This is a genomic window from Bacillus sp. AP50 (assembly GCF_040492675.1).
Classification (GTDB): domain Bacteria; phylum Bacillota; class Bacilli; order Bacillales; family Bacillaceae_G; genus Bacillus_A; species Bacillus_A cereus.
Genome location: NZ_JBEUTW010000077.1, coordinates 1 through 17126 on the forward strand (window position 1 = coordinate 1; position 17126 = coordinate 17126).

The window sequence follows — 17126 nt, forward strand, 5'->3', positions numbered from 1 at the left end:
CTTAAAAATTTTATGTCGTTTTCTTCTACGGCACTATATAGTTTGATGCCTATATTTAATAGTCCAAGTGAAAGTGCACCTTTCCATACAGTATGCAAATGAAACATCTCCTTTCGTTCAAAAATGATTATGTATATTATGAGATAGTAAGAAATTTCCTATACGTTTTTTGTTTTTTACGAAAGGGATTGGGATATAAAATATATTGACAAGCCCTCTGAAATATTTTAATGTGAGTGTATAAAATTGTGTATAAAGGGGAGTAACTTATTACAGTAAAGTCGTCATTACAGGGAGAAACCCTCGGCTTTATTGGCAACGTTTCGTTGTTAGTGAGACCTTTACCAGCAATGGTAAAGGCCCCTTTCTGTCTTTTTGAGGACCCTTACCATATTTGGTAGGGTCCTTTTCGTATACAAAGAGAGGAGATATAAAAATGAAAAAACTTATTAGTAGATTAAGAGTTGTATTTCATGTTCGCCGATTTGTTCCATTCCTATTTGACTTTTTTACTTCAAAAGAGGTTTCAATAAAGAAGAAAATTTTATCTGTTGCTTTTTTAGTTGGTTATGTTGCGATGCCGCTTGATTTAATTCCAGACTTCCTACCGTTTATCGGTATTTTAGATGATATTGGAATTGTGTTATTTATTTTGAACCGAATTGTAAAAATGGCGCCAGTTCAATTACAAGAAAAGCATAACGTAAACGTAGGATAGGAGTTAAAATATGGAGCAAATAATTTTAGATATAATCGAGTTTTTAAAGCAGTTTTCTTATTTTGGAGTTGTATTGGCTTTAACGTTCGAATTTATTCCGGCAGAAGTTGTTTTGCCTATGGTTGGGTATTGGGTATACGAGGGAGATATGAATTTTTGGCTAGCTGTATTAGCTGGAACACTTGGCGGAACGACAGGACCGTTAACGTTATACGCACTTGGTTATTATGGTGGTCGTCCGCTATTAATAAAATACGGAAAATACTTCTTTATTAAAGAAGAACAAATTCAAAAAGCAGATGATTTCTTTGAGAAATATGGACCAGTTGTAGCATTTGTTGGACGCTTTGTACCAGGGGTTCGAACGCTTATTTCTGTTCCGTGTGGTATGGCGAAAATGAACATATGGAAATTTAGTATATATACATTTGTAGCAATGTTCCCGTTAACGACTTTGTATGTTTATTTTGGAATGAAATTAGGTCCGCATTGGGAAAAAGCAGCGGACGTTGTTGGACAATATATGCTACCGATATTAGGCGGCGTTATTCTTATCGTTGCTAGTATCTTTGTCTATAAATATATGAAGAAAAGAAACAAAACGGAATCTATCTAGTCATTTGAATATTTTTTGAAAATAGATGAATAGTACAGGCAAAAGACTCTGAGGGACATACACATATAGGGAATATAAAAGAGAGAGGGGAAACAACTATGTCTTGTGAGTGCTCAGGGTCAGCATTAACTTGTTGTCCAGATAAAAATTATGTGCAAGATAAAGTGTGTAGTCCGTGGTCTGCTACTGTAGTTGCAACAGCAATTGATAATGTTCTCTATACAAATAATATTAACCAAAACGTAGTTGGTACTGGTTTTGTTAAATATGATGTTGGACCAGGCCCAATTACTGTAGAAGCGCTTGATTCTGCTGGGGGTACAATTGATACACAAACATTAAACCCAGGAACGAGTATTGCTTTTACGTATCGTCGCTTTGATAGTATACAAGTTGTGTTACCTGCAACACCTGCTGGAACGTATCAGGGAGAATTTTGTATTACAACACGTTATCCACTTTCATAGCAGAATAGGAGAGGATCGAAATGGGAATGAGAAGTTCCAGTTTGTCTTGTTGTTCTAATAAAACACTTGTGCAAGACCAAGTATGTACAGACTGGTCTATTACAGGTGCTGGTACTCAAATTGTATATACAAATAATATCACGCAAGAAGTATATGGTTCAGGTTACGTGAAATATGATGTAGGTGCGAACCCGATTACAGTTGATTTTTTAGTTGGAGCTACAGTAATTGATACAATTACTGTACAACCGCAAAGTAGTGGTACTTTCACTGTCCGATATTTTACGACTGTTCGAATTACTACGACAGGAACAACTGTTAATCAAGGAGAGTTTTGTATTACTGTACGTTATCCGATTTCATAAAAAAGCATACCGTAAATGGTATGCTTTTTTATTGAGAAAGCAATGAAATTGGTATTCTATAAGCAACATGTAAATTCGCAACAGTACTTACCTTCTAAATATAGTGAAGGGTTACTTTGTATATTGATAATACTGACTGACTCTAAGTCTTTTCCTGTGTAAGATATTGTATTACCAGGAAACACAGTGAAAACATTAGTTACTGCTCCAACAATTTGAATCATAATTGCTTCCGTGCTGCTAGTACTATTGTAAACCGAGACAGTACCTGATATAAGTAGTATCCCATCACTTTGCCACAGTATCATTGATTGTGATCCATCTTTGACAGAGGGGATGGTGTTATTCGTTATGAGGAAATTTCCTGCAAATTCATTTGTTACTCGTTCACAATTTGGATTTGGAGGAGGGGGCGGTGGACAAGGGTCTGGACAAATGATAGATAAAGGAGCGAAACAGCCAATATTTTTTTTGTTCTTCAATACAACCCCTCCTTTTAAGTTGTCTTTTATTACTATTAAATGTAAAAGCATGGCCGATGTGTTAAAAAAAGAAGGAAATATTAAAAATTAAGATTGTCTAATAGGCTTAAACCTTAACTTATCATTAGTGTTATAGAAAAGATTATATGTAAATGGTCATAGGAAAAGAATGATTAGACTCTTTTAGACAAAAGGTGGTTGTATACCATAGTACGAGGAATGTTGGACTTAATTTCTAATTAACTGTATATTTACAAAAATCTAATAAAGTTCATTTGTTATTTAAACGACATTAACATATATTAGATAAAATAGCCCTTGTAATGAATCAATTATTATGAGGAGGATTCACGTGGACAGAAATGCTTTAAGAAAAGTAAAAGGCCTTATTGGATTATTAATGGTTTTTGTATTAGCATTCGTATCATTTCCGTGGAGTACATCAGTCAAGGCGGAAGAGAAAAAGCAAGAAAAGGCATTAAGTGAGAAGAAGATAGTTTTTCCAGTTGTAAGTGATGTGCATATTAAAAATAGTGGAACGGATGATACGTTTCGCTGGAAAAGAGCGATTGAACAGTTTAATACATTAGCACCAAAGCAAGATGCGTTTGTTATTGTAGGTGATTTCACAGATACAGGATCAGTGCAGCAATATGATCGTTTCATGCAAGTGTATAATGAAAATGCAAATAAAGATGCAGTGCGAATGAATTCTCTCGGTAACCATGATTATTGGAACGGTTTATCCGTAGAGGGTGCACAGAAGCGTTTCTTAGAAAAAACAGGTATGGAATCAATTTATTATCATAAAGTGGTAAAAGGTTATCACTTCCTTGTTATGTCTCCAGAGAATGGAACAACACATGGTTATTATTCGGACAAGCAAATTAATTGGTTAAAAGAAGAAATGGCAAAAGCACAAAAAGATGATCCAGAAAAACCGATTTTTGTATTTTTACATCAACATATTAAAGATACAGTGTACGGTAGTCAGGAATGGGGAACACAAGATAGCGCAAAAATTAATGCAGTGTTAAAAGAATATCCACAAGTTATTACGTTTTCAGGTCATTCACATTATCCGTTAGATGATCCGAGATCGATACATCAAAAAGACTTTACATCAGTTGGTACATCTTCAGTAAGTTATATGGAAGTTGAAGGTGGTAAAGTACAAGGGAATATCCCGCCAGGAGCTAGTACGTTAAGCCAAGGTTTATTAGTAGAAGTAGATGAAGAAGAAGTGACGATTAATCGCCGTGATTTCCATACGAATTCTTGGACAGGCGAGCCTTGGAAAATTAAATTACCAGCAAAGAAAGAAACATTTACACATGTAGAAGATCGTGATAAAGAAAAGCCTTACTTTGCTAAAGATGCAAAGCTTGCTGTATCAAATGTAACAGAAAATGCGGCAACAGTAACATTCCCGCAAGCATTGGACAACCTCCTTGTTCACTCTTACCGTGTGCAGGCTAGAGATAAGCAAACGGGTGAAATAAAAAATAAATTGTTAGCATTCTCAGAGTTTTATCGTGATCCAGTGCCGAAAGATCTTACGTTTACGCTTGCAGGGTTAGATGGCGGGAAAGCATATACACTTGAAGTAGTTGCGATTGATTCATTTGGCAATGAAACCGCACAGCCGTTAACTGCGGAAATTACTACGAAAAAAGATAATATTGACCCGAATGTGAAAGTACCAAAAGCTGATGTTTTCGATGTAAACTTTGCAGATGGTACATTTAAAGACAATTCACCATTTGGTACAAAAGGTGATGTGAAGGGCAATGTGGTTATTGAATATGATAAAGCATTGAAGAAGAATGTTATGAAGTTAAACGGAAAAGCAAATACATTTGGATACCTTCCATTTTCAGCAGCACAAAAAGAGAAAATAGTAAATACGTTTACATTAGAAACTGTATTTTCAATGAATGAAACTCGCGGACAAGGTATTTTGCAAAATACAGAGAGCGGCGGAATTGGATTTGAGTCTACAGGAAGTGGATATGTTGAATTATGGGCTCACATTGGAGGTAGCTATAAACGTGTTGGTGTTCAATTAGAAGCGAACAAAACGTATCATTTAACAGGAACGTATAACGGAAGCGAAGTGGCAATTTACGTAGATGGTAAAAAAGTAAATAGTCAGCCAGCTCAAGGAAAAGTTTATAACCCGAACGTACCATTTGCATTTGGAGCGGATCCTGATAGTAACGGAAATGGTGGTATTCCGTTAAATGGACAAATCGCGTTAGCAAAATTATATAGTAAAGCTTTAAGTTCTTCAGAAGTATTAGCATCATACAATGAGTTTTCTAACCGTACGAAGTTAGAGCAAGTAAATGCGTTATTTGAAGAGCTTGGAAAAGTAAAAGAAGTGTTAGCTGGTACGTATGAATTTGGTGATAAGCCAGGTCAATATTCAAAGGAAGCCTTTCAAGAATTAGAGAAAAGCTATAACATTGCAAAGCAAGCATTTGAAAATGTAGGAAGTACTGGGGAACAAATTATTCAAACATATACCGAATTAAAATCAGCTAATGTAACATTCGTACAATCAAAAGTGGCAGAAGAACAACCAAAAACAACGAAAGAAAAATTACAGATCAATATTGAATCTGCAAAAGCAGTAGTGAAGAAAGCGCAAGCTGTAAATGTAACAGATGGTTCAGTGAAATCATTGCAACAAAAAATTACAGTTGCAGAAGCTGTATTACAAGATGTGCAAGTAAAAGATGCACAGGTAGAAACGATGAATCGTACATTAGAGTATGCGATTTCACTTGTTGAAAAAAGTATGAACAAATAAGAGAGAAGAAAAGAAGCTTATCATGATAGGCTTCTTTTTTGTTATACTAAAAGTAGCATAGAAAGAAGGAGCGAATAATTTGGAACAGAAAAAGCTAAAAAGAATTCTTGAATATGTATGGATCGCGGTTGTGCTCCTTGTAGGATATTATTTATTAAAAGATAAAAGTATTTGGGTTTTATTCTTAATGACGTTTTTATTAGCAGGATTAGGAACGTTATTTATTAACTTCTTCTTTGATAGTTTGAATGCCTGGAAGAAGAAAAAGAAGGGGACGAAGTAAAGGAGGGAATATATGCAAAAGTGGAAGCTCATATATCAGGTGATTATTTTCTTAGTGCTTGTGGGTATTGGAATGATCAAATACTCGACACCAATAGGAAATTGGGCATGGTTTACAGCTTGCATCGGCATATTTTTCATTTTACAATCGTTAACGAAAAAATATAATAGTACAGAAAGATAGCTCGCCGTTTTATCGGCGAGCTATCTTGTTATGCTTTTTTCTGTTCATCATTTGTTTTTTCAATAGCTAAATGACTATGCTTTCTAGAGTAGAAGAAATAGAAGCATAAGCCGACTATAAGCCAAACTGCAAAGCTAATCCATGTTGTTTTAGACAAATTGATCATTAAATATAAGCAGCAAAGAATCGCAACAACTGGTAATACAGGTACGAAAGGTGTACGGAATCCGCGTTTTAAATCAGGGTGTGTTTTTCGTAAAATAAGTACTGCGCAGCAAACGAATGTAAAGGCTGTTAATGTGCCGATGTTTACTAAATTCGCTAGCAAATGTAAGTCTAAAAGGCCTGCTAATAAAGCAGCAACAACGCCAGTAATCCACGTATTTAATAAAGGGATTTTTACTCTTTTATTTACACGTGCTAACGCTTTTGGAAGTAGACCGTCACGGCTCATTGCATACGAAACGCGAACTTGTCCATACATAACGACTAAGAGGACGGTTGTCATTCCAGTCATCGCTCCAACAGCGAGTAGTCCTGCAATTGTATCCTCACCAACGAAATGCAATGCAAATGCAACTGGATCAGAAACGTCTAATTGCGTATAAGGAACCATACCTGTTAAAACGAAAGATACAATCATATATAAAACAGTACAAATAAGAAGAGAACCGATAATACCAATTGGTAAATCACGCTGCGGTTTTTTCGTTTCTTCTGCAGCGGTTGCGATTGCATCAAATCCTAAGAAGGCGAAGAACACAGTGGCAGCCCCAGTAATAATACCGTCGTATCCGAATGGAATGAACGGTGTCCAGTTTTCAGGTTTTACATATTTTGCGCCTGCTACGATAAAAGCGATAATAACTGCTAGCTTGATAAGAACCATAATATTATTAATGCGAGCGCTTTCGCGTATACCGAAGCTTAAAAGACCGGTAATGATTAGTAAAATACAAACAGCGGGTAAATCGATGAGGCCACCTTTTCCTACGCCAGGGGCCGAGGCGATTATGGCGGGCAGGTGTATATTGAAACCTTGTAGTAATGATTGTAAATAACCAGACCAACCGACAGCTACTGCTGCAACGGCAAGTAAATATTCGAGCATTAAACACCATCCGACGATGAAGGCGACGACTTCTCCGACTGTCATATATGCGTAAGTATACACACTTCCTGAGACAGGAATAGAAGAAGCAAATTCAGCGTAACAAAAGGCTACACAAGCACAAGTAAATGCAGCAATAAGGAATGATAGCATAATACCAGGACCAGAATGTTTTGCTGCAACAATACCTGTTAATACAAAGATCCCTGTCCCAATTACGGCGCCGATTCCTAAAAACGTTAAATCGAGTGCAGTTAATGTTCTATCTAGCTGCTTTGGTGATTCAGTACTAAGCGCTTTTTTTCGTAATAATGACTTCACTTTGGACTCTCCCCCCGTTTTTTCATTTCCATAACTGCGACTATAGTATGAGCCCATTAAAAAAGAGTAAGTAAGGAAGTGGAGGTGCAGTTATGGTATGTAGTTTTTTAAAATTGCTGGATTAATCTTAATATAATTCAGAATATTTTGTCAAATAAAAATATGACAAATAAAATGCGGATCAATAGGGGAAACTACTTGCAGAAATGGACGAGGGTTAACGACCCACTGATTAAAGTTAAAGTAGGAGCAGATGCTATGTTATTTTATTTTGAACTTGTCGTCATTTTACTTTGTACGAAATTAGCTGGTGACATTAGTGTGAGACTTGGTCAGCCTTCTGTACTTGGTAAGTTAATTGTCGGTATTATTATCGGTCCGGCTGTACTCGGTATTATTAATAGTTCTGAACTGATTGATGAACTGAGTGAGATTGGTGTTTTGTTGCTTATGTTTATGGCGGGACTTGAAACGGATTTAGAAGAGTTAAATCGGAATTTGAAATCGTCATTTGCAGTAGCGGCTGGTGGAATTATTTTTCCTTTCATCGGTGGTTATGTAACAGGATTGCTGTTTGGATTAATACAATCCCATGCCATTTTTTTAGGGTTATTACTTTGCGCGACATCGGTTAGTATTACGGTGCAGACGCTACGTGATTTAGGAAAAATGAATACGAGAGAAAGTACAACAATTTTAGGTGCTGCCGTATTTGATGATGTCATTGTCGTTATTTTATTAGCATTTGTAATGAGTTTTTTAGGAACACAAGATGTGAATATAACACTTGTCATTGTAAAGAAAATTATTTTCTTTGTAAGTATTGTTTTTATTGCTTGGAAAGTCGTTCCTTGGATTATGAAAATGCTTGTCCCGCTTCGTGTAACAGAAGCGTTAATTAGCGCGGCTCTTATTATTTGCTTCTCTTTTTCTTATTACAGTGAAATGATGGGAATTGCAGGCATTATTGGAGCATTTGCAGCAGGAATTGCTATTTCTCAAACAGAGTATAAGCATGAGGTGGAACATAAAATTGAACCGATTGCTTATGCAATATTTGTTCCAGTATTCTTCGTAAGTATCGGAATGGAAATTACATTTCAAGGCATTGGAAGCCAGCTTTGGTTCATTATTATTATGACTCTCATTGCAATTTTCACAAAGTTAATCGGATCAGGTTTAGGAGCGAGACTGACAGGATTTAATCTCCAATCTTCTATTAGTATTGGCGCGGGGATGGTATCACGTGGTGAAGTAGCGCTTATCATCGCTGCAAATGGACTTACGGCGAATTTATTAGCGAAAGAAAATTTCACAGCGATTGTTATTGTTGTTATATTGACGACGATTATTACACCGCCACTTTTGAAGAAATATTTTGTATAGAGAGGAAGGGCTTATCTGATGTAGGTAAGCTCTTTTTTTATTCCCAAAAGCAATGATCATATAGCATGAAGGGTTTGTAATTATGGTAAAATCTATGTATGTGATATGACAAGGAGAGGGAAGTGTGAAGATTACGAAGGAGAAGGTTATCGGTGTAATCGTACTTATTGCAGTATGTATACCATTTACTGCATGGAAAGAATCAAAAGTGAAAGATTTTCCGGTTTCTATTTTTTCGGAAGAAGCAGATGGTGAGTACGGTCAGAAGCTGAAATATACTGCTTTTTTACCTGATGTTGCGATTTGGATGAACGGTTGGGAAAAGAAGTGGACAGAAGGGGAAAGAACTGTTTATCAAAAAGGGAATCGCATTGTAAATGTGTTTCATCCTCCTGGCGATGATGGTTATTACCTTCTTGAAGCAAGAGAAAATAAGTGAACGCAACCGTAAGAAGTGGAGGTTAAATAGTGAAAGCTTCAACATTACTATTTAAAATTGAAAGTAATATGGATCAATTTTCACCAGCTGAGAAGAAGGTTGCCATGTACATAATGGAGAATGCAGAGATTGTTCCGAACTTAACGACGAAAGAAGTGTCAACGAATGCAGGCGCAAGTGAGGCGAGTGTCGTTCGTTTTTGTAAGTCGATTGGGATTGGGAGCTTTAAAGCATTTAAGATAGCACTCGTTCGTGAATTAACGATTGCTGATTATAATATTAACGATTTTTCAGTGATGAATACAGAAGATGGACCGTACGATTTATTTAATAAAGTTACTTATGTGAATAAAGCTGCAATTGAGGCGAGCGTGACGGCGATAGATAAAAAAGAACTTGAAAAAGCTGCAGATCGTATTGTAAATGCCGATAAAATTATCTTTTATGGAGTAGGCGGATCAGCTACTCCGGCGATGGACGGAGCTTATAAATTTACAAGGCTCGGATTTACAGCGATGATGCTATCTGATTTTCATATGATGCTGCCGCTTGTGACGAATTTAAAAGAAGGCGATATATTTGTTGCGATTTCAACATCTGGTCGAACGAAAGATGTGCTTGAAATGGCGCAGTATGCAAAGAGACAAGGTGCAACTGTTATTGGAATTACGAAACTAGATCAATCATCACCGTTATATAAAGAAGCGGATATTCGCCTTTGTATGCCAGATGTAGAACAAGATCATCGTATTGCGAGTATTGCTTCGAGAATGACGCAATTGAATATGATCGATGCTTTATATGTGATTACTTTCAATCGAATTGGTAATAAAGTATTGAATCAATTTATGGAGACACGAGAAGAAGCGTTGCGGTTACGGAAGTTAAAGTAGAAGAGAAGATGAGGAGACTCATCTTTTTTTATCCCCCTATTTGCCGGGCAGTAAGACCCTCACTTCAAAATTCAGCGGAAGCAAAGAAAGTTAGGTGGGGATCAACTGCCCGTTAATGCCCGATTGGTGCGGGCTAATAATCAGTGGGGATGAACAAAACCCCCACTGATTAAAGTTTCACTTTATGATCTTTGACAAAAATATGTCATGTTGTGAAATTTTATTTCATAAAATAAGAAAGAGTCGTTGATTTTTAGTTTCTTAAAGTTATAATAAAAGTGTGAAATATAATTTCAAAGAGGGTGGCAATATGTTAGAAAATTTATCGACAGAACATCGTAATGAGAAAACAATGAATTTGGATGAGATGAGCATAAAAGAAGTGTTGCAAAGTATGAATGAAGAAGATCGAACTGTTGCGTTAGCAGTTGAAAAAGAGATAGAACAAATTGAAAAGGTTGTACAGACTGTTATTAAATCTTTTGAAGAAGAGGGACGTTTAATTTACATTGGTGCTGGTACGAGTGGTCGTTTAGGTATTCTAGATGCAGTGGAATGTCCGCCGACATTTGGCACGGATGATAAAATGGTGCAAGGATTTATAGCAGGTGGATTGAAAGCGTTTACTAAAGCGGTGGAAGGTGCCGAAGATCGCGAAGAGTTAGCGGAAGAAGATTTAAAAAGTATTGGATTAAATGAGAAAGATACAGTGATTGGAATTGCTGCAAGTGGCAGAACTCCTTACGTAATCGGCGGCTTGAAATACGCACAGAGCGTAGGAGCGAGTACAGCGAGTATTTCTTGTAATAAAAATGCTGAAATAAGTAAATATGCAAAGTTAAATGTGGAAGTAGAGACAGGTGCAGAAATATTAACAGGATCAACGCGTTTAAAAGCTGGTACAGCACAAAAATTAGTGTTGAATATGATTTCAACAGCTTCGATGATTGGTGTAGGAAAAGTATATAAAAACTTAATGGTAGATGTTCAATCCACAAATGAAAAGTTAGTAGAACGGTCAAAACGAATTATTGTGGAAGCAACAGGCGCTAGTTATGAAGTAGCGACAGAGTATTATGAAAAGGCAGAACGTAACGTAAAAGCTGCAATTGTTATGGTGTTGTTGCAGTGTGAATATGGGGAAGCACTGGAGAAACTAAAATACGCTAAAGGGTTTGTGAAGAAAGCACTATAAAATAATAGGGAGGGGGATTCTATTATGAAGAAAGAAGAGAGAATGGCCAAGGAAATTTCGGAGCAACTTGGAGGAATAAAAAATATTCGTAGTATTGCTCATTGTATGACGAGACTACGATTAACGCTTCATGATGAAAGTAAAGTAAACATGGACATTTTGAAAAAAGTTGAAGGCGTTATGGGTGTTATAGAAGATGAGACGCTTCAAGTTGTCGTTGGTCCAGGAACAGTAAATAAAGTGGCAGCTGAAATGGAAGGTTTGACAGGACTACGAATTGGTGAGGTAGCAGATCATCACCTTGAAGATATTGGGCAAGAGATGAAATCAGAGATTAAGAAGAAAAATAATACACCGGTGAAAAACTTTTTACGAAAAATAGGAAGTATTTTCATCCCATTAATTCCAGGTCTTGTTGCGTCAGGAATTATAAACGGGGTTGCTAACTTTGCGAAAAACGCTGGTGCTGATCCAAATGCAACGTGGTTACAAATGTTACTACTCATTGGCGGCGGTATCTTTACATTCTTAGGAATTTTAGTTGGTTGGAATACAGCGAAAGAGTTCGGCGGGACACCGGTTCTTGGGGCAATTGCTGGTATTTTAATTTTCAATCCGGCGATGGCAAACGTAAAATTGTTTGGTGAAGCATTAGTGCCCGGACGGGGCGGATTGTTCGCAGTTATTTTTGCAGCATGGCTTATGGTTGTAGTGGAAAGACAAGTTCGAAAAGCAGTGCCGAATGCAGTTGATATAATCGTGACACCACTCATTACTGTATTAGTTGTAAGTATCGTAACGATGTTAGCAATTCAGCCATTAGCAGGTTTCTTATCAGATGGTATTACGAGCGGAATTAATGCGATTTTAAATATTGGCGGAGCATTTGCTGGCGCAGTACTTGCGGGAACATTTTTACCTCTCGTTATGGTCGGATTGCATCACGGTTTAACACCAATTCATATGGAATTTATTAATCAAACACACGTAACACCTTTATTACCAGTACTAGCAATGGCTGGTGCTGGCCAAGTGGGCGCAGCAATTGCGATTTATGTGAAAACAAAAAACAAACGACTTCGAAATGTAATTAAAGGTGGATTGCCAGTTGGCTTTTTAGGAATTGGTGAGCCGCTATTATACGGGGTTACATTACCACTTGGGAAACCGTTTATTACTGCTTGTTTAGGAGCGGCTGTCGGTGGTGCATTCCAAGCAGTTATGCAAACAGCTTCTCTTGGAATTGGCGTATCAGGGCTATCTTTAATTCCGTTAATTGCTGACAATAAATATTTACTATATTTCTTAGGTTTAGTAATTGCATATGCTTTCGGATTTATCTTTACGTACTTCTTCGGATTTAAAGAAGAAATGGCAGAAAACATATAGAGAAAGGGATTCCTTTCTCTTTTTCTATTAATAGAAGGGGAGATTTATATGATCGGAGTTTCCATTTATCTTTCAAAAGAACGAGTAGAGAAACAAGAAGAGTGGTTAAAAGTAGCGAAGGAAAATGGGTTTACATCTATTTTTACATCACTGCACATTCCAGAAGATGATCCAAATACGTATAAAGAGTTAATTCAAATATTAGGGAGACAAGCTCTTGCACATGAAATGGAGCTAATGGTTGATGTTTCTCCAAAATCGTTACACCATTTAGGGCTAACATATGAAAATGTGGAAGAGTTATTGAACTGGGGCATTACTGGTTTAAGAATGGATTACGGCATTGCGCCAAAAGAAATTGCAAGCGTATCTCATAAGATGAAAGTAGCTTTAAATGCGAGTACGATTACAAAATCATTTTGGAAAGAATTACTTGCAGAACATATAAGAGTAGAGAATGTAGAAGCATGGCATAATTTTTACCCGCGCCCAGAGACAGGACTAGCAAAGTCTTTCTTACAAAAACAAAATCAATATTTACAGAAGTGCGGAATAAAGACAATGGCATTTATTCCAGGAGATGGTGAAAAACGAGGGCCGTTATATGAAGGGTTACCAACGTTAGAAAAACATCGCAATATGCGCCCACTTGAAGCGTACTTAGAACTTGTTCAAGATTGTGGTGTTGATAAAGTATTGATTGGAGATATAAGCGCAAGTTTAAAAAGTATGCAAGAAGTAGCTAGTGCAAGTAGAGGGATTATTCCATTGCGTTACAAATCATTTATAACTGATAAAGAAGTATTAAAATTGGTAGAGCAAGTGCATACAAATAGACTAGATCCGGCTCGTGATGTTATTCGATCTGTAGAATCAAGGGAAGGAAATAGAGTGGTGATAAAGCCGATGCATACAATTGTAAGAAAGAAAGGGAGTATTACAATTGATAATGAATTGTATGGTAGATATGCAGGGGAGATGCAAGTTGCCATAAATGATTTATCTGTAGATGAGAAAGTGAATGTTGTTGGAATGGTTGTAGAAGAGGACGTGTCTTTACTGCCTTATATTGGCGCTGGAAAAATGTTTCAACTTTTTTTATGCGATAGAATAAAAGCTTGAATTAGCGCTATTTTGTAAGAAAACATTATCCGTAAAACGGATAATGTTTTTTGTTTTCTTTAAAAAAGTATTTGACGAATGAAATAAAATACCGTATTGTTTTGACTTGTAAATAAAAGTTCACCATAACAAAACAAAAAGGAGAGTTCAAAATGAATCAATATATTGGGAATTTAATTATTCGTATCGTGTTAGGAGTTACGTTCTTTGCACACGGTTTAGCAAAGTTTCAATCAGGTATCGATAACGTAGCAGGATGGTTTACAAGCATCGGTTTACCAGGTGGCCTTGCATACGGCGTAGCAACTGTAGAATTAGTTGGTGGTATATTATTAATTATCGGTTTAGGTGTACGATATGTAGGATTGTTATTCGCTCTTATTTTAGCTGGAGCTATCGTAAAGGTAAATGGAGCAGCAGGTTTATTAGGAGATGGAAAGAATCCAGGATATGAATTAGATCTTGCATTATTATCAATGGGTGCGTATTTATTCGTAGTAAAAGCAGAAGGATATGTAGATCGTTTCTTAAAAGAGAAAGTAATGAAAACGAAGTAAATTTTATTTATAAATGTTGACTTGAAGAAATATTGTAACTATAATGATTACAACTAATAGATTAAGAGTAAAACAATTTAAATATTTTTTACACAAGATGTAACTATATAAGTTACATCTTGTGTAAAAATAAATAAACGGGAGGAAGTAATATGCCTAAATCAAATTTAGAAATTATTAAAAGCACGTATGAAGGATCAGCTTCTTCAAATGCAAAGCATTTAGCAGAAGCCCTCTCTGAAAAAGTGGAATGGACAGAGGCAGAAGGTTTCCCGTACGGCGGAACATATAAAGGCGTAGAAGCTATAATGAAAAATGTATTTAGCCGTTTAGGATCAGAATGGGATGATTATAAAGCAAGTGTAAATATGTATCATGAAGTAAGCGGAAAAGATGTAATTATTGCTGAAGGTATGTATTCTGGAGTTTATAAAGAAACAGGAAAATCATTTGAAGCAGAATTTGTTCATGTATGGCAACTGGAGAACGGAAAAATCGTGAAGTTTAAGCAATATGTAGATAGTCATATTGTTAGGGAAGCGATGAAGAGATAATGCTTTTTAAATGGATCGTAGGTATATGCATTACAATTATAGTAATTTTCTCGTCTATAGTTGGCGGAAAGAAATTGCTTGCATATGTGGAAAAAGAAAATAAAAATATTCAAACCGAGCGAGCGGCAAACGAAAAAGAGAAAAAAGCTGCAGAAGAAGCTCCGCAAATTAGTGAAGGTGAAATTATTTCTACTATGCATAAAATGGTGCACCAAAAGGTAAAATCCTCTGAAAAATGGGGATTTGTAGAGATGACAAAAAAGGAAATTTCTAATGTAAAAAGAGATATTGAAAATAGTACAGGTTTTCAATATAAAATGAAGTTATTTTCTATTATAAATAGGTGGGAAAAAGGAGATTTTTCTCAAACTGTTGAGGAGCATAACTTTTTATGGAGCCTTCAAGGTGGAGATACTGGCAAGGCGACGGAACGTTTATCGCCAGAAGAGGAAAAGCAGTATATAAGAGAAATGAAGAGTAAATAAAAACATCGCCAACCCAGATGACGATGTTTTTTCATTAAGAATGTTTTCGTATTAAAGGTCTAGTTGGCTGAACGGCAACAGTTTTGAAATGAGAAAATAAATAACATCCTGTTACAACGACAATTGTCCCTAAAATTTGTATCCACGTTAATTCTTCTCCGAGAAATATGAATGCTAAAATGGCTGTGAAAATTGGATTGAAGTTTAGAAAAATACCTGATGTAGTTGCGCCTAATTTTTGTACGCCAATATTCCAAAATACCATACAAAGAACTGTCGAAATAAGCCCAGTATATAAAAGTGATGTGATGAAAGAAGTATTTATATTTGAAACAGTGAAGCTACCTATGTTAAACGGTAGTAATAAAATAACGCCGAAAATACCAGAGTACAACGTTGCCATAAGTGGTGTAGTTGTTTTTGTTGCCCATTTACTACAAACAGAATAGATTCCCCAAATACAAACCGCTGCAATCATCCATAAATCACCGCTATTAAAATGTAGTGAAAATAAAAGCGAGAAATCACCTTTTAATAGGACGAGGATGACCCCGAAGAATGAAAGAATCATGGATAGGATTTGAAGTGTATTTACTTTTTCTTTTAGAAATAATACTGAAAATAATGCGATTGAAATTGCATTCAATGTAGAAATAAGACCTACATTCGTAGCGGATGTTTTTTCTAATGCTAAAAATTGAAAGATGTTAAAAAGAGCGACTCCTGAAATTCCCATTAATATTAACGGAATTATTGCGGTACGTGGTGGAAGGATTTTCTTTTCTTTAAGCCATACCATTGGTAATAAACAAACAATCGCAATCATCCATCTTAAATTTGTCAATGTCATCGGTGATGCATGATCGACGAGTGATTTTCCAACGACGAAATTTCCTCCCCATAATAAGCTCGTTAGTAATAGTAAAAAGACGTAAAAATAAGGCATGATAAAATCCCCTTTTTTGTAATCAATACGAATTGTAAATAATTTTAGCATTTTTCTTTATTGTGTAATATATTATTTTGTATAATGGTGAAAACTCGATAAAATCTTTAGTTTAAAATGATATTTACAGAAAGATATTCAGTTTTATATAAATTATAAGTTGTTTTTTCGAATAATCATCGGTAAGAAAAAAGGAGGAATTGTAATGGAGTCGTCTGTTATTAAAGTGTTGGATGATTTGGATGTACAAATTTTAGATATATTGCAGAAGGATTCACAAGTAAGTAATGCAGAGCTGGCACGTCGCGTTAATTTATCACCGGCTGCGATGCATGCAAGAATAAAAAGGTTAGATGGGGAAGGTTTCATCGATAAGCAAGTTGCGATTTTAAATCAAGAAAAGCTTGGGTTTGATTTATTATGCTTTATTTTTATGAGTACGAATATTCATCAATTTGACAAGTTAGAAGTGTTGGAGAAAGAATTAGAATCGATGCCGGAAGTGTTAGAATGTCACTGTTTAACAGGAGAGTACGATTATTTATTAAAGGTTGCAAATCGTGATCGTAAAGAACTAGAGCAGTTTATTAGAAAGCTGAATAAGCTTGGTATTACACGTATACAGACGAGTTTGGCACTTCGTGAAATTAAATATTCAACAGTATTACCGATACGAGATGAGGAACCGAGCATCGATTAGATTGCTTGGTTTTTTGTTTGTATAAAGTGATTGACGAGGAGAAAAGAGAGCTGTATTATTATATAAAATTATGAATTAAAATTCATTTAAAGTTATAAA

The 17126-nt window shown here is 35.9% G+C and carries 21 protein-coding genes and 1 pseudogene; 18 read left to right on the plus strand and 4 right to left on the minus strand.

What is annotated here, in order from left to right; all coding sequences use genetic code 11:
* Positions 1 to 98, minus strand: a pseudogene (locus ABWK52_RS07425) (Ku protein); the annotation flags it as partial.
* A gap of 338 nt (positions 99 to 436) precedes the next feature.
* Here ABWK52_RS07425 and ABWK52_RS07430 point away from each other — a divergent pair.
* The 4 genes from ABWK52_RS07430 to ABWK52_RS07445 all read left to right on the plus strand — a co-directional run bounded on the left by ABWK52_RS07430 (position 437) and on the right by ABWK52_RS07445 (position 2166).
* Positions 437 to 718, plus strand: coding sequence for a YkvA family protein (locus ABWK52_RS07430; RefSeq protein WP_000733852.1), 282 nt, complete (start codon positions 437 to 439; stop codon positions 716 to 718).
* Between the two features lie 10 nt (positions 719 to 728).
* Complete coding sequence (locus ABWK52_RS07435) at positions 729 to 1334, plus strand: DedA family protein (RefSeq protein ID WP_000435017.1); 606 nt, start codon at positions 729 to 731, stop codon at positions 1332 to 1334.
* Positions 1335 to 1432: 98 nt separating this feature from the next.
* On the plus strand, positions 1433 to 1801 hold the full coding sequence (locus tag ABWK52_RS07440) for a DUF3992 domain-containing protein (protein WP_001277540.1): 369 nt from the start codon (positions 1433 to 1435) through the stop codon (positions 1799 to 1801).
* 20 nt (positions 1802 to 1821) lie between these two features.
* On the plus strand, positions 1822 to 2166 hold the full coding sequence (locus ABWK52_RS07445) for a DUF3992 domain-containing protein (protein ID WP_000525814.1): 345 nt from the start codon (positions 1822 to 1824) through the stop codon (positions 2164 to 2166).
* 56 nt (positions 2167 to 2222) lie between these two features.
* Here the strand turns inward: ABWK52_RS07445 and ABWK52_RS07450 are convergent, their stop codons facing one another.
* Positions 2223 to 2606 (minus strand): S-Ena type endospore appendage, encoded by a 384-nt coding sequence (locus tag ABWK52_RS07450; protein WP_240525110.1) that lies wholly within the window; start codon positions 2604 to 2606, stop codon positions 2223 to 2225.
* Between ABWK52_RS07450 and ABWK52_RS07455 the strand changes: the two genes are divergently transcribed.
* The 4 genes from ABWK52_RS07455 (at position 2491) to ABWK52_RS07470 (ending at position 5929) form a co-directional block, all read left to right on the plus strand.
* The gene (locus ABWK52_RS07455; protein WP_065224701.1) at positions 2491 to 2739 is read left to right on the plus strand and encodes a hypothetical protein; all 249 of its coding nucleotides are present in this window, start codon (positions 2491 to 2493) and stop codon (positions 2737 to 2739) included. The two genes, ABWK52_RS07450 and ABWK52_RS07455, sit on opposite strands and share 116 nt — an antisense overlap.
* A 261-nt stretch (positions 2740 to 3000) precedes the next feature.
* Entirely contained in the window at positions 3001 to 5463 is a 2463-nt protein-coding gene (locus tag ABWK52_RS07460; protein ID WP_141537377.1) for a LamG-like jellyroll fold domain-containing protein, read from the plus strand.
* A 79-nt stretch (positions 5464 to 5542) separates the two neighbouring features.
* Positions 5543 to 5746 (plus strand): hypothetical protein, encoded by a 204-nt coding sequence (locus tag ABWK52_RS07465; RefSeq protein ID WP_000435800.1) that lies wholly within the window; start codon positions 5543 to 5545, stop codon positions 5744 to 5746.
* A 12-nt stretch (positions 5747 to 5758) separates the two neighbouring features.
* On the plus strand, positions 5759 to 5929 hold the full coding sequence (locus ABWK52_RS07470; protein WP_001174850.1) for a hypothetical protein: 171 nt from the start codon (positions 5759 to 5761) through the stop codon (positions 5927 to 5929).
* Positions 5930 to 5957: 28 nt separating this feature from the next.
* Here the strand turns inward: ABWK52_RS07470 and ABWK52_RS07475 are convergent, their stop codons facing one another.
* Positions 5958 to 7361: an amino acid permease gene (locus ABWK52_RS07475; RefSeq protein ID WP_000838711.1), complete on the minus strand. Its 1404-nt coding sequence runs from the start codon at positions 7359 to 7361 to the stop codon at positions 5958 to 5960.
* A 162-nt stretch (positions 7362 to 7523) separates the two neighbouring features.
* Between ABWK52_RS07475 and ABWK52_RS07480 the strand changes: the two genes are divergently transcribed.
* The 9 genes from ABWK52_RS07480 (at position 7524) to ABWK52_RS07520 (ending at position 15381) form a co-directional block, all read left to right on the plus strand.
* The gene (locus ABWK52_RS07480; RefSeq protein ID WP_370940894.1) at positions 7524 to 8747 is read left to right on the plus strand and encodes a cation:proton antiporter; all 1224 of its coding nucleotides are present in this window, start codon (positions 7524 to 7526) and stop codon (positions 8745 to 8747) included.
* A 124-nt stretch (positions 8748 to 8871) separates the two neighbouring features.
* Positions 8872 to 9186, plus strand: a complete 315-nt coding sequence (locus ABWK52_RS07485; RefSeq protein ID WP_000704958.1) for a hypothetical protein — start codon at positions 8872 to 8874, stop codon at positions 9184 to 9186.
* Between the two features lie 29 nt (positions 9187 to 9215).
* Positions 9216 to 10079, plus strand: a complete 864-nt coding sequence (locus ABWK52_RS07490) for a MurR/RpiR family transcriptional regulator (protein ID WP_000648164.1) — start codon at positions 9216 to 9218, stop codon at positions 10077 to 10079.
* Positions 10080 to 10389: 310 nt separating this feature from the next.
* Positions 10390 to 11274: an N-acetylmuramic acid 6-phosphate etherase gene (murQ, locus tag ABWK52_RS07495; RefSeq protein WP_000892348.1), complete on the plus strand. Its 885-nt coding sequence runs from the start codon at positions 10390 to 10392 to the stop codon at positions 11272 to 11274.
* Positions 11275 to 11298: 24 nt separating this feature from the next.
* Positions 11299 to 12663, plus strand: a complete 1365-nt coding sequence (locus tag ABWK52_RS07500; protein ID WP_046392375.1) for a PTS transporter subunit EIIC — start codon at positions 11299 to 11301, stop codon at positions 12661 to 12663.
* Between the two features lie 48 nt (positions 12664 to 12711).
* Positions 12712 to 13785 (plus strand): DUF871 domain-containing protein, encoded by a 1074-nt coding sequence (locus ABWK52_RS07505; RefSeq protein WP_046392376.1) that lies wholly within the window; start codon positions 12712 to 12714, stop codon positions 13783 to 13785.
* 152 nt (positions 13786 to 13937) lie between these two features.
* The gene (locus ABWK52_RS07510; RefSeq protein WP_001077751.1) at positions 13938 to 14342 is read left to right on the plus strand and encodes a DoxX family protein; all 405 of its coding nucleotides are present in this window, start codon (positions 13938 to 13940) and stop codon (positions 14340 to 14342) included.
* Positions 14343 to 14494: 152 nt separating this feature from the next.
* Positions 14495 to 14896, plus strand: coding sequence for a nuclear transport factor 2 family protein (locus ABWK52_RS07515; RefSeq protein ID WP_098541757.1), 402 nt, complete (start codon positions 14495 to 14497; stop codon positions 14894 to 14896).
* Entirely contained in the window at positions 14896 to 15381 is a 486-nt protein-coding gene (locus tag ABWK52_RS07520) for a PRK06770 family protein (protein ID WP_000897980.1), read from the plus strand. Before ABWK52_RS07515 ends, ABWK52_RS07520 begins: the two co-directional genes overlap by 1 nt.
* 34 nt (positions 15382 to 15415) lie before the next feature.
* Here the strand turns inward: ABWK52_RS07520 and ABWK52_RS07525 are convergent, their stop codons facing one another.
* On the minus strand, positions 15416 to 16327 hold the full coding sequence (locus ABWK52_RS07525) for a DMT family transporter (protein ID WP_048567866.1): 912 nt from the start codon (positions 16325 to 16327) through the stop codon (positions 15416 to 15418).
* A gap of 205 nt (positions 16328 to 16532) precedes the next feature.
* On the opposite strand from ABWK52_RS07525, the gene ABWK52_RS07530 reads away from it, so the two are divergent.
* Positions 16533 to 17027 carry an Lrp/AsnC family transcriptional regulator gene (locus ABWK52_RS07530; protein WP_000446088.1) on the plus strand — a complete coding sequence of 165 codons (495 nt, stop codon included), beginning with the start codon at positions 16533 to 16535 and terminating at the stop codon, positions 17025 to 17027.
* The last annotated feature ends 99 nt before the right edge of the window (positions 17028 to 17126 follow it).

What these genes read in the sequence shown, in the direction of transcription:
- ABWK52_RS07515 (WP_098541757.1), top strand. Translation starts at nt 14,495, where the DNA reads ATGCCTAAATCAAATTTAGAAATTATTAAAAGCACGTATGAAGGATCA.
- ABWK52_RS07430 (WP_000733852.1), top strand. Translation starts at nt 437, where the DNA reads ATGAAAAAACTTATTAGTAGATTAAGAGTTGTATTTCATGTTCGCCGA.
- ABWK52_RS07530 (WP_000446088.1), top strand. Translation starts at nt 16,533, where the DNA reads ATGGAGTCGTCTGTTATTAAAGTGTTGGATGATTTGGATGTACAAATT.
- ABWK52_RS07505 (WP_046392376.1), top strand. Translation starts at nt 12,712, where the DNA reads ATGATCGGAGTTTCCATTTATCTTTCAAAAGAACGAGTAGAGAAACAA.
- murQ (WP_000892348.1), top strand. Translation starts at nt 10,390, where the DNA reads ATGTTAGAAAATTTATCGACAGAACATCGTAATGAGAAAACAATGAAT.
- ABWK52_RS07480 (WP_370940894.1), top strand. Translation starts at nt 7,524, where the DNA reads ATGACAAATAAAATGCGGATCAATAGGGGAAACTACTTGCAGAAATGG.
- ABWK52_RS07440 (WP_001277540.1), top strand. Translation starts at nt 1,433, where the DNA reads ATGTCTTGTGAGTGCTCAGGGTCAGCATTAACTTGTTGTCCAGATAAA.
- ABWK52_RS07470 (WP_001174850.1), top strand. Translation starts at nt 5,759, where the DNA reads ATGCAAAAGTGGAAGCTCATATATCAGGTGATTATTTTCTTAGTGCTT.
- ABWK52_RS07500 (WP_046392375.1), top strand. Translation starts at nt 11,299, where the DNA reads ATGAAGAAAGAAGAGAGAATGGCCAAGGAAATTTCGGAGCAACTTGGA.
- ABWK52_RS07445 (WP_000525814.1), top strand. Translation starts at nt 1,822, where the DNA reads ATGGGAATGAGAAGTTCCAGTTTGTCTTGTTGTTCTAATAAAACACTT.
- ABWK52_RS07520 (WP_000897980.1), top strand. Translation starts at nt 14,896, where the DNA reads ATGCTTTTTAAATGGATCGTAGGTATATGCATTACAATTATAGTAATT.
- ABWK52_RS07525 (WP_048567866.1), bottom strand. Translation starts at nt 16,327, where the DNA reads ATGCCTTATTTTTACGTCTTTTTACTATTACTAACGAGCTTATTATGG.
- ABWK52_RS07510 (WP_001077751.1), top strand. Translation starts at nt 13,938, where the DNA reads ATGAATCAATATATTGGGAATTTAATTATTCGTATCGTGTTAGGAGTT.
- ABWK52_RS07435 (WP_000435017.1), top strand. Translation starts at nt 729, where the DNA reads ATGGAGCAAATAATTTTAGATATAATCGAGTTTTTAAAGCAGTTTTCT.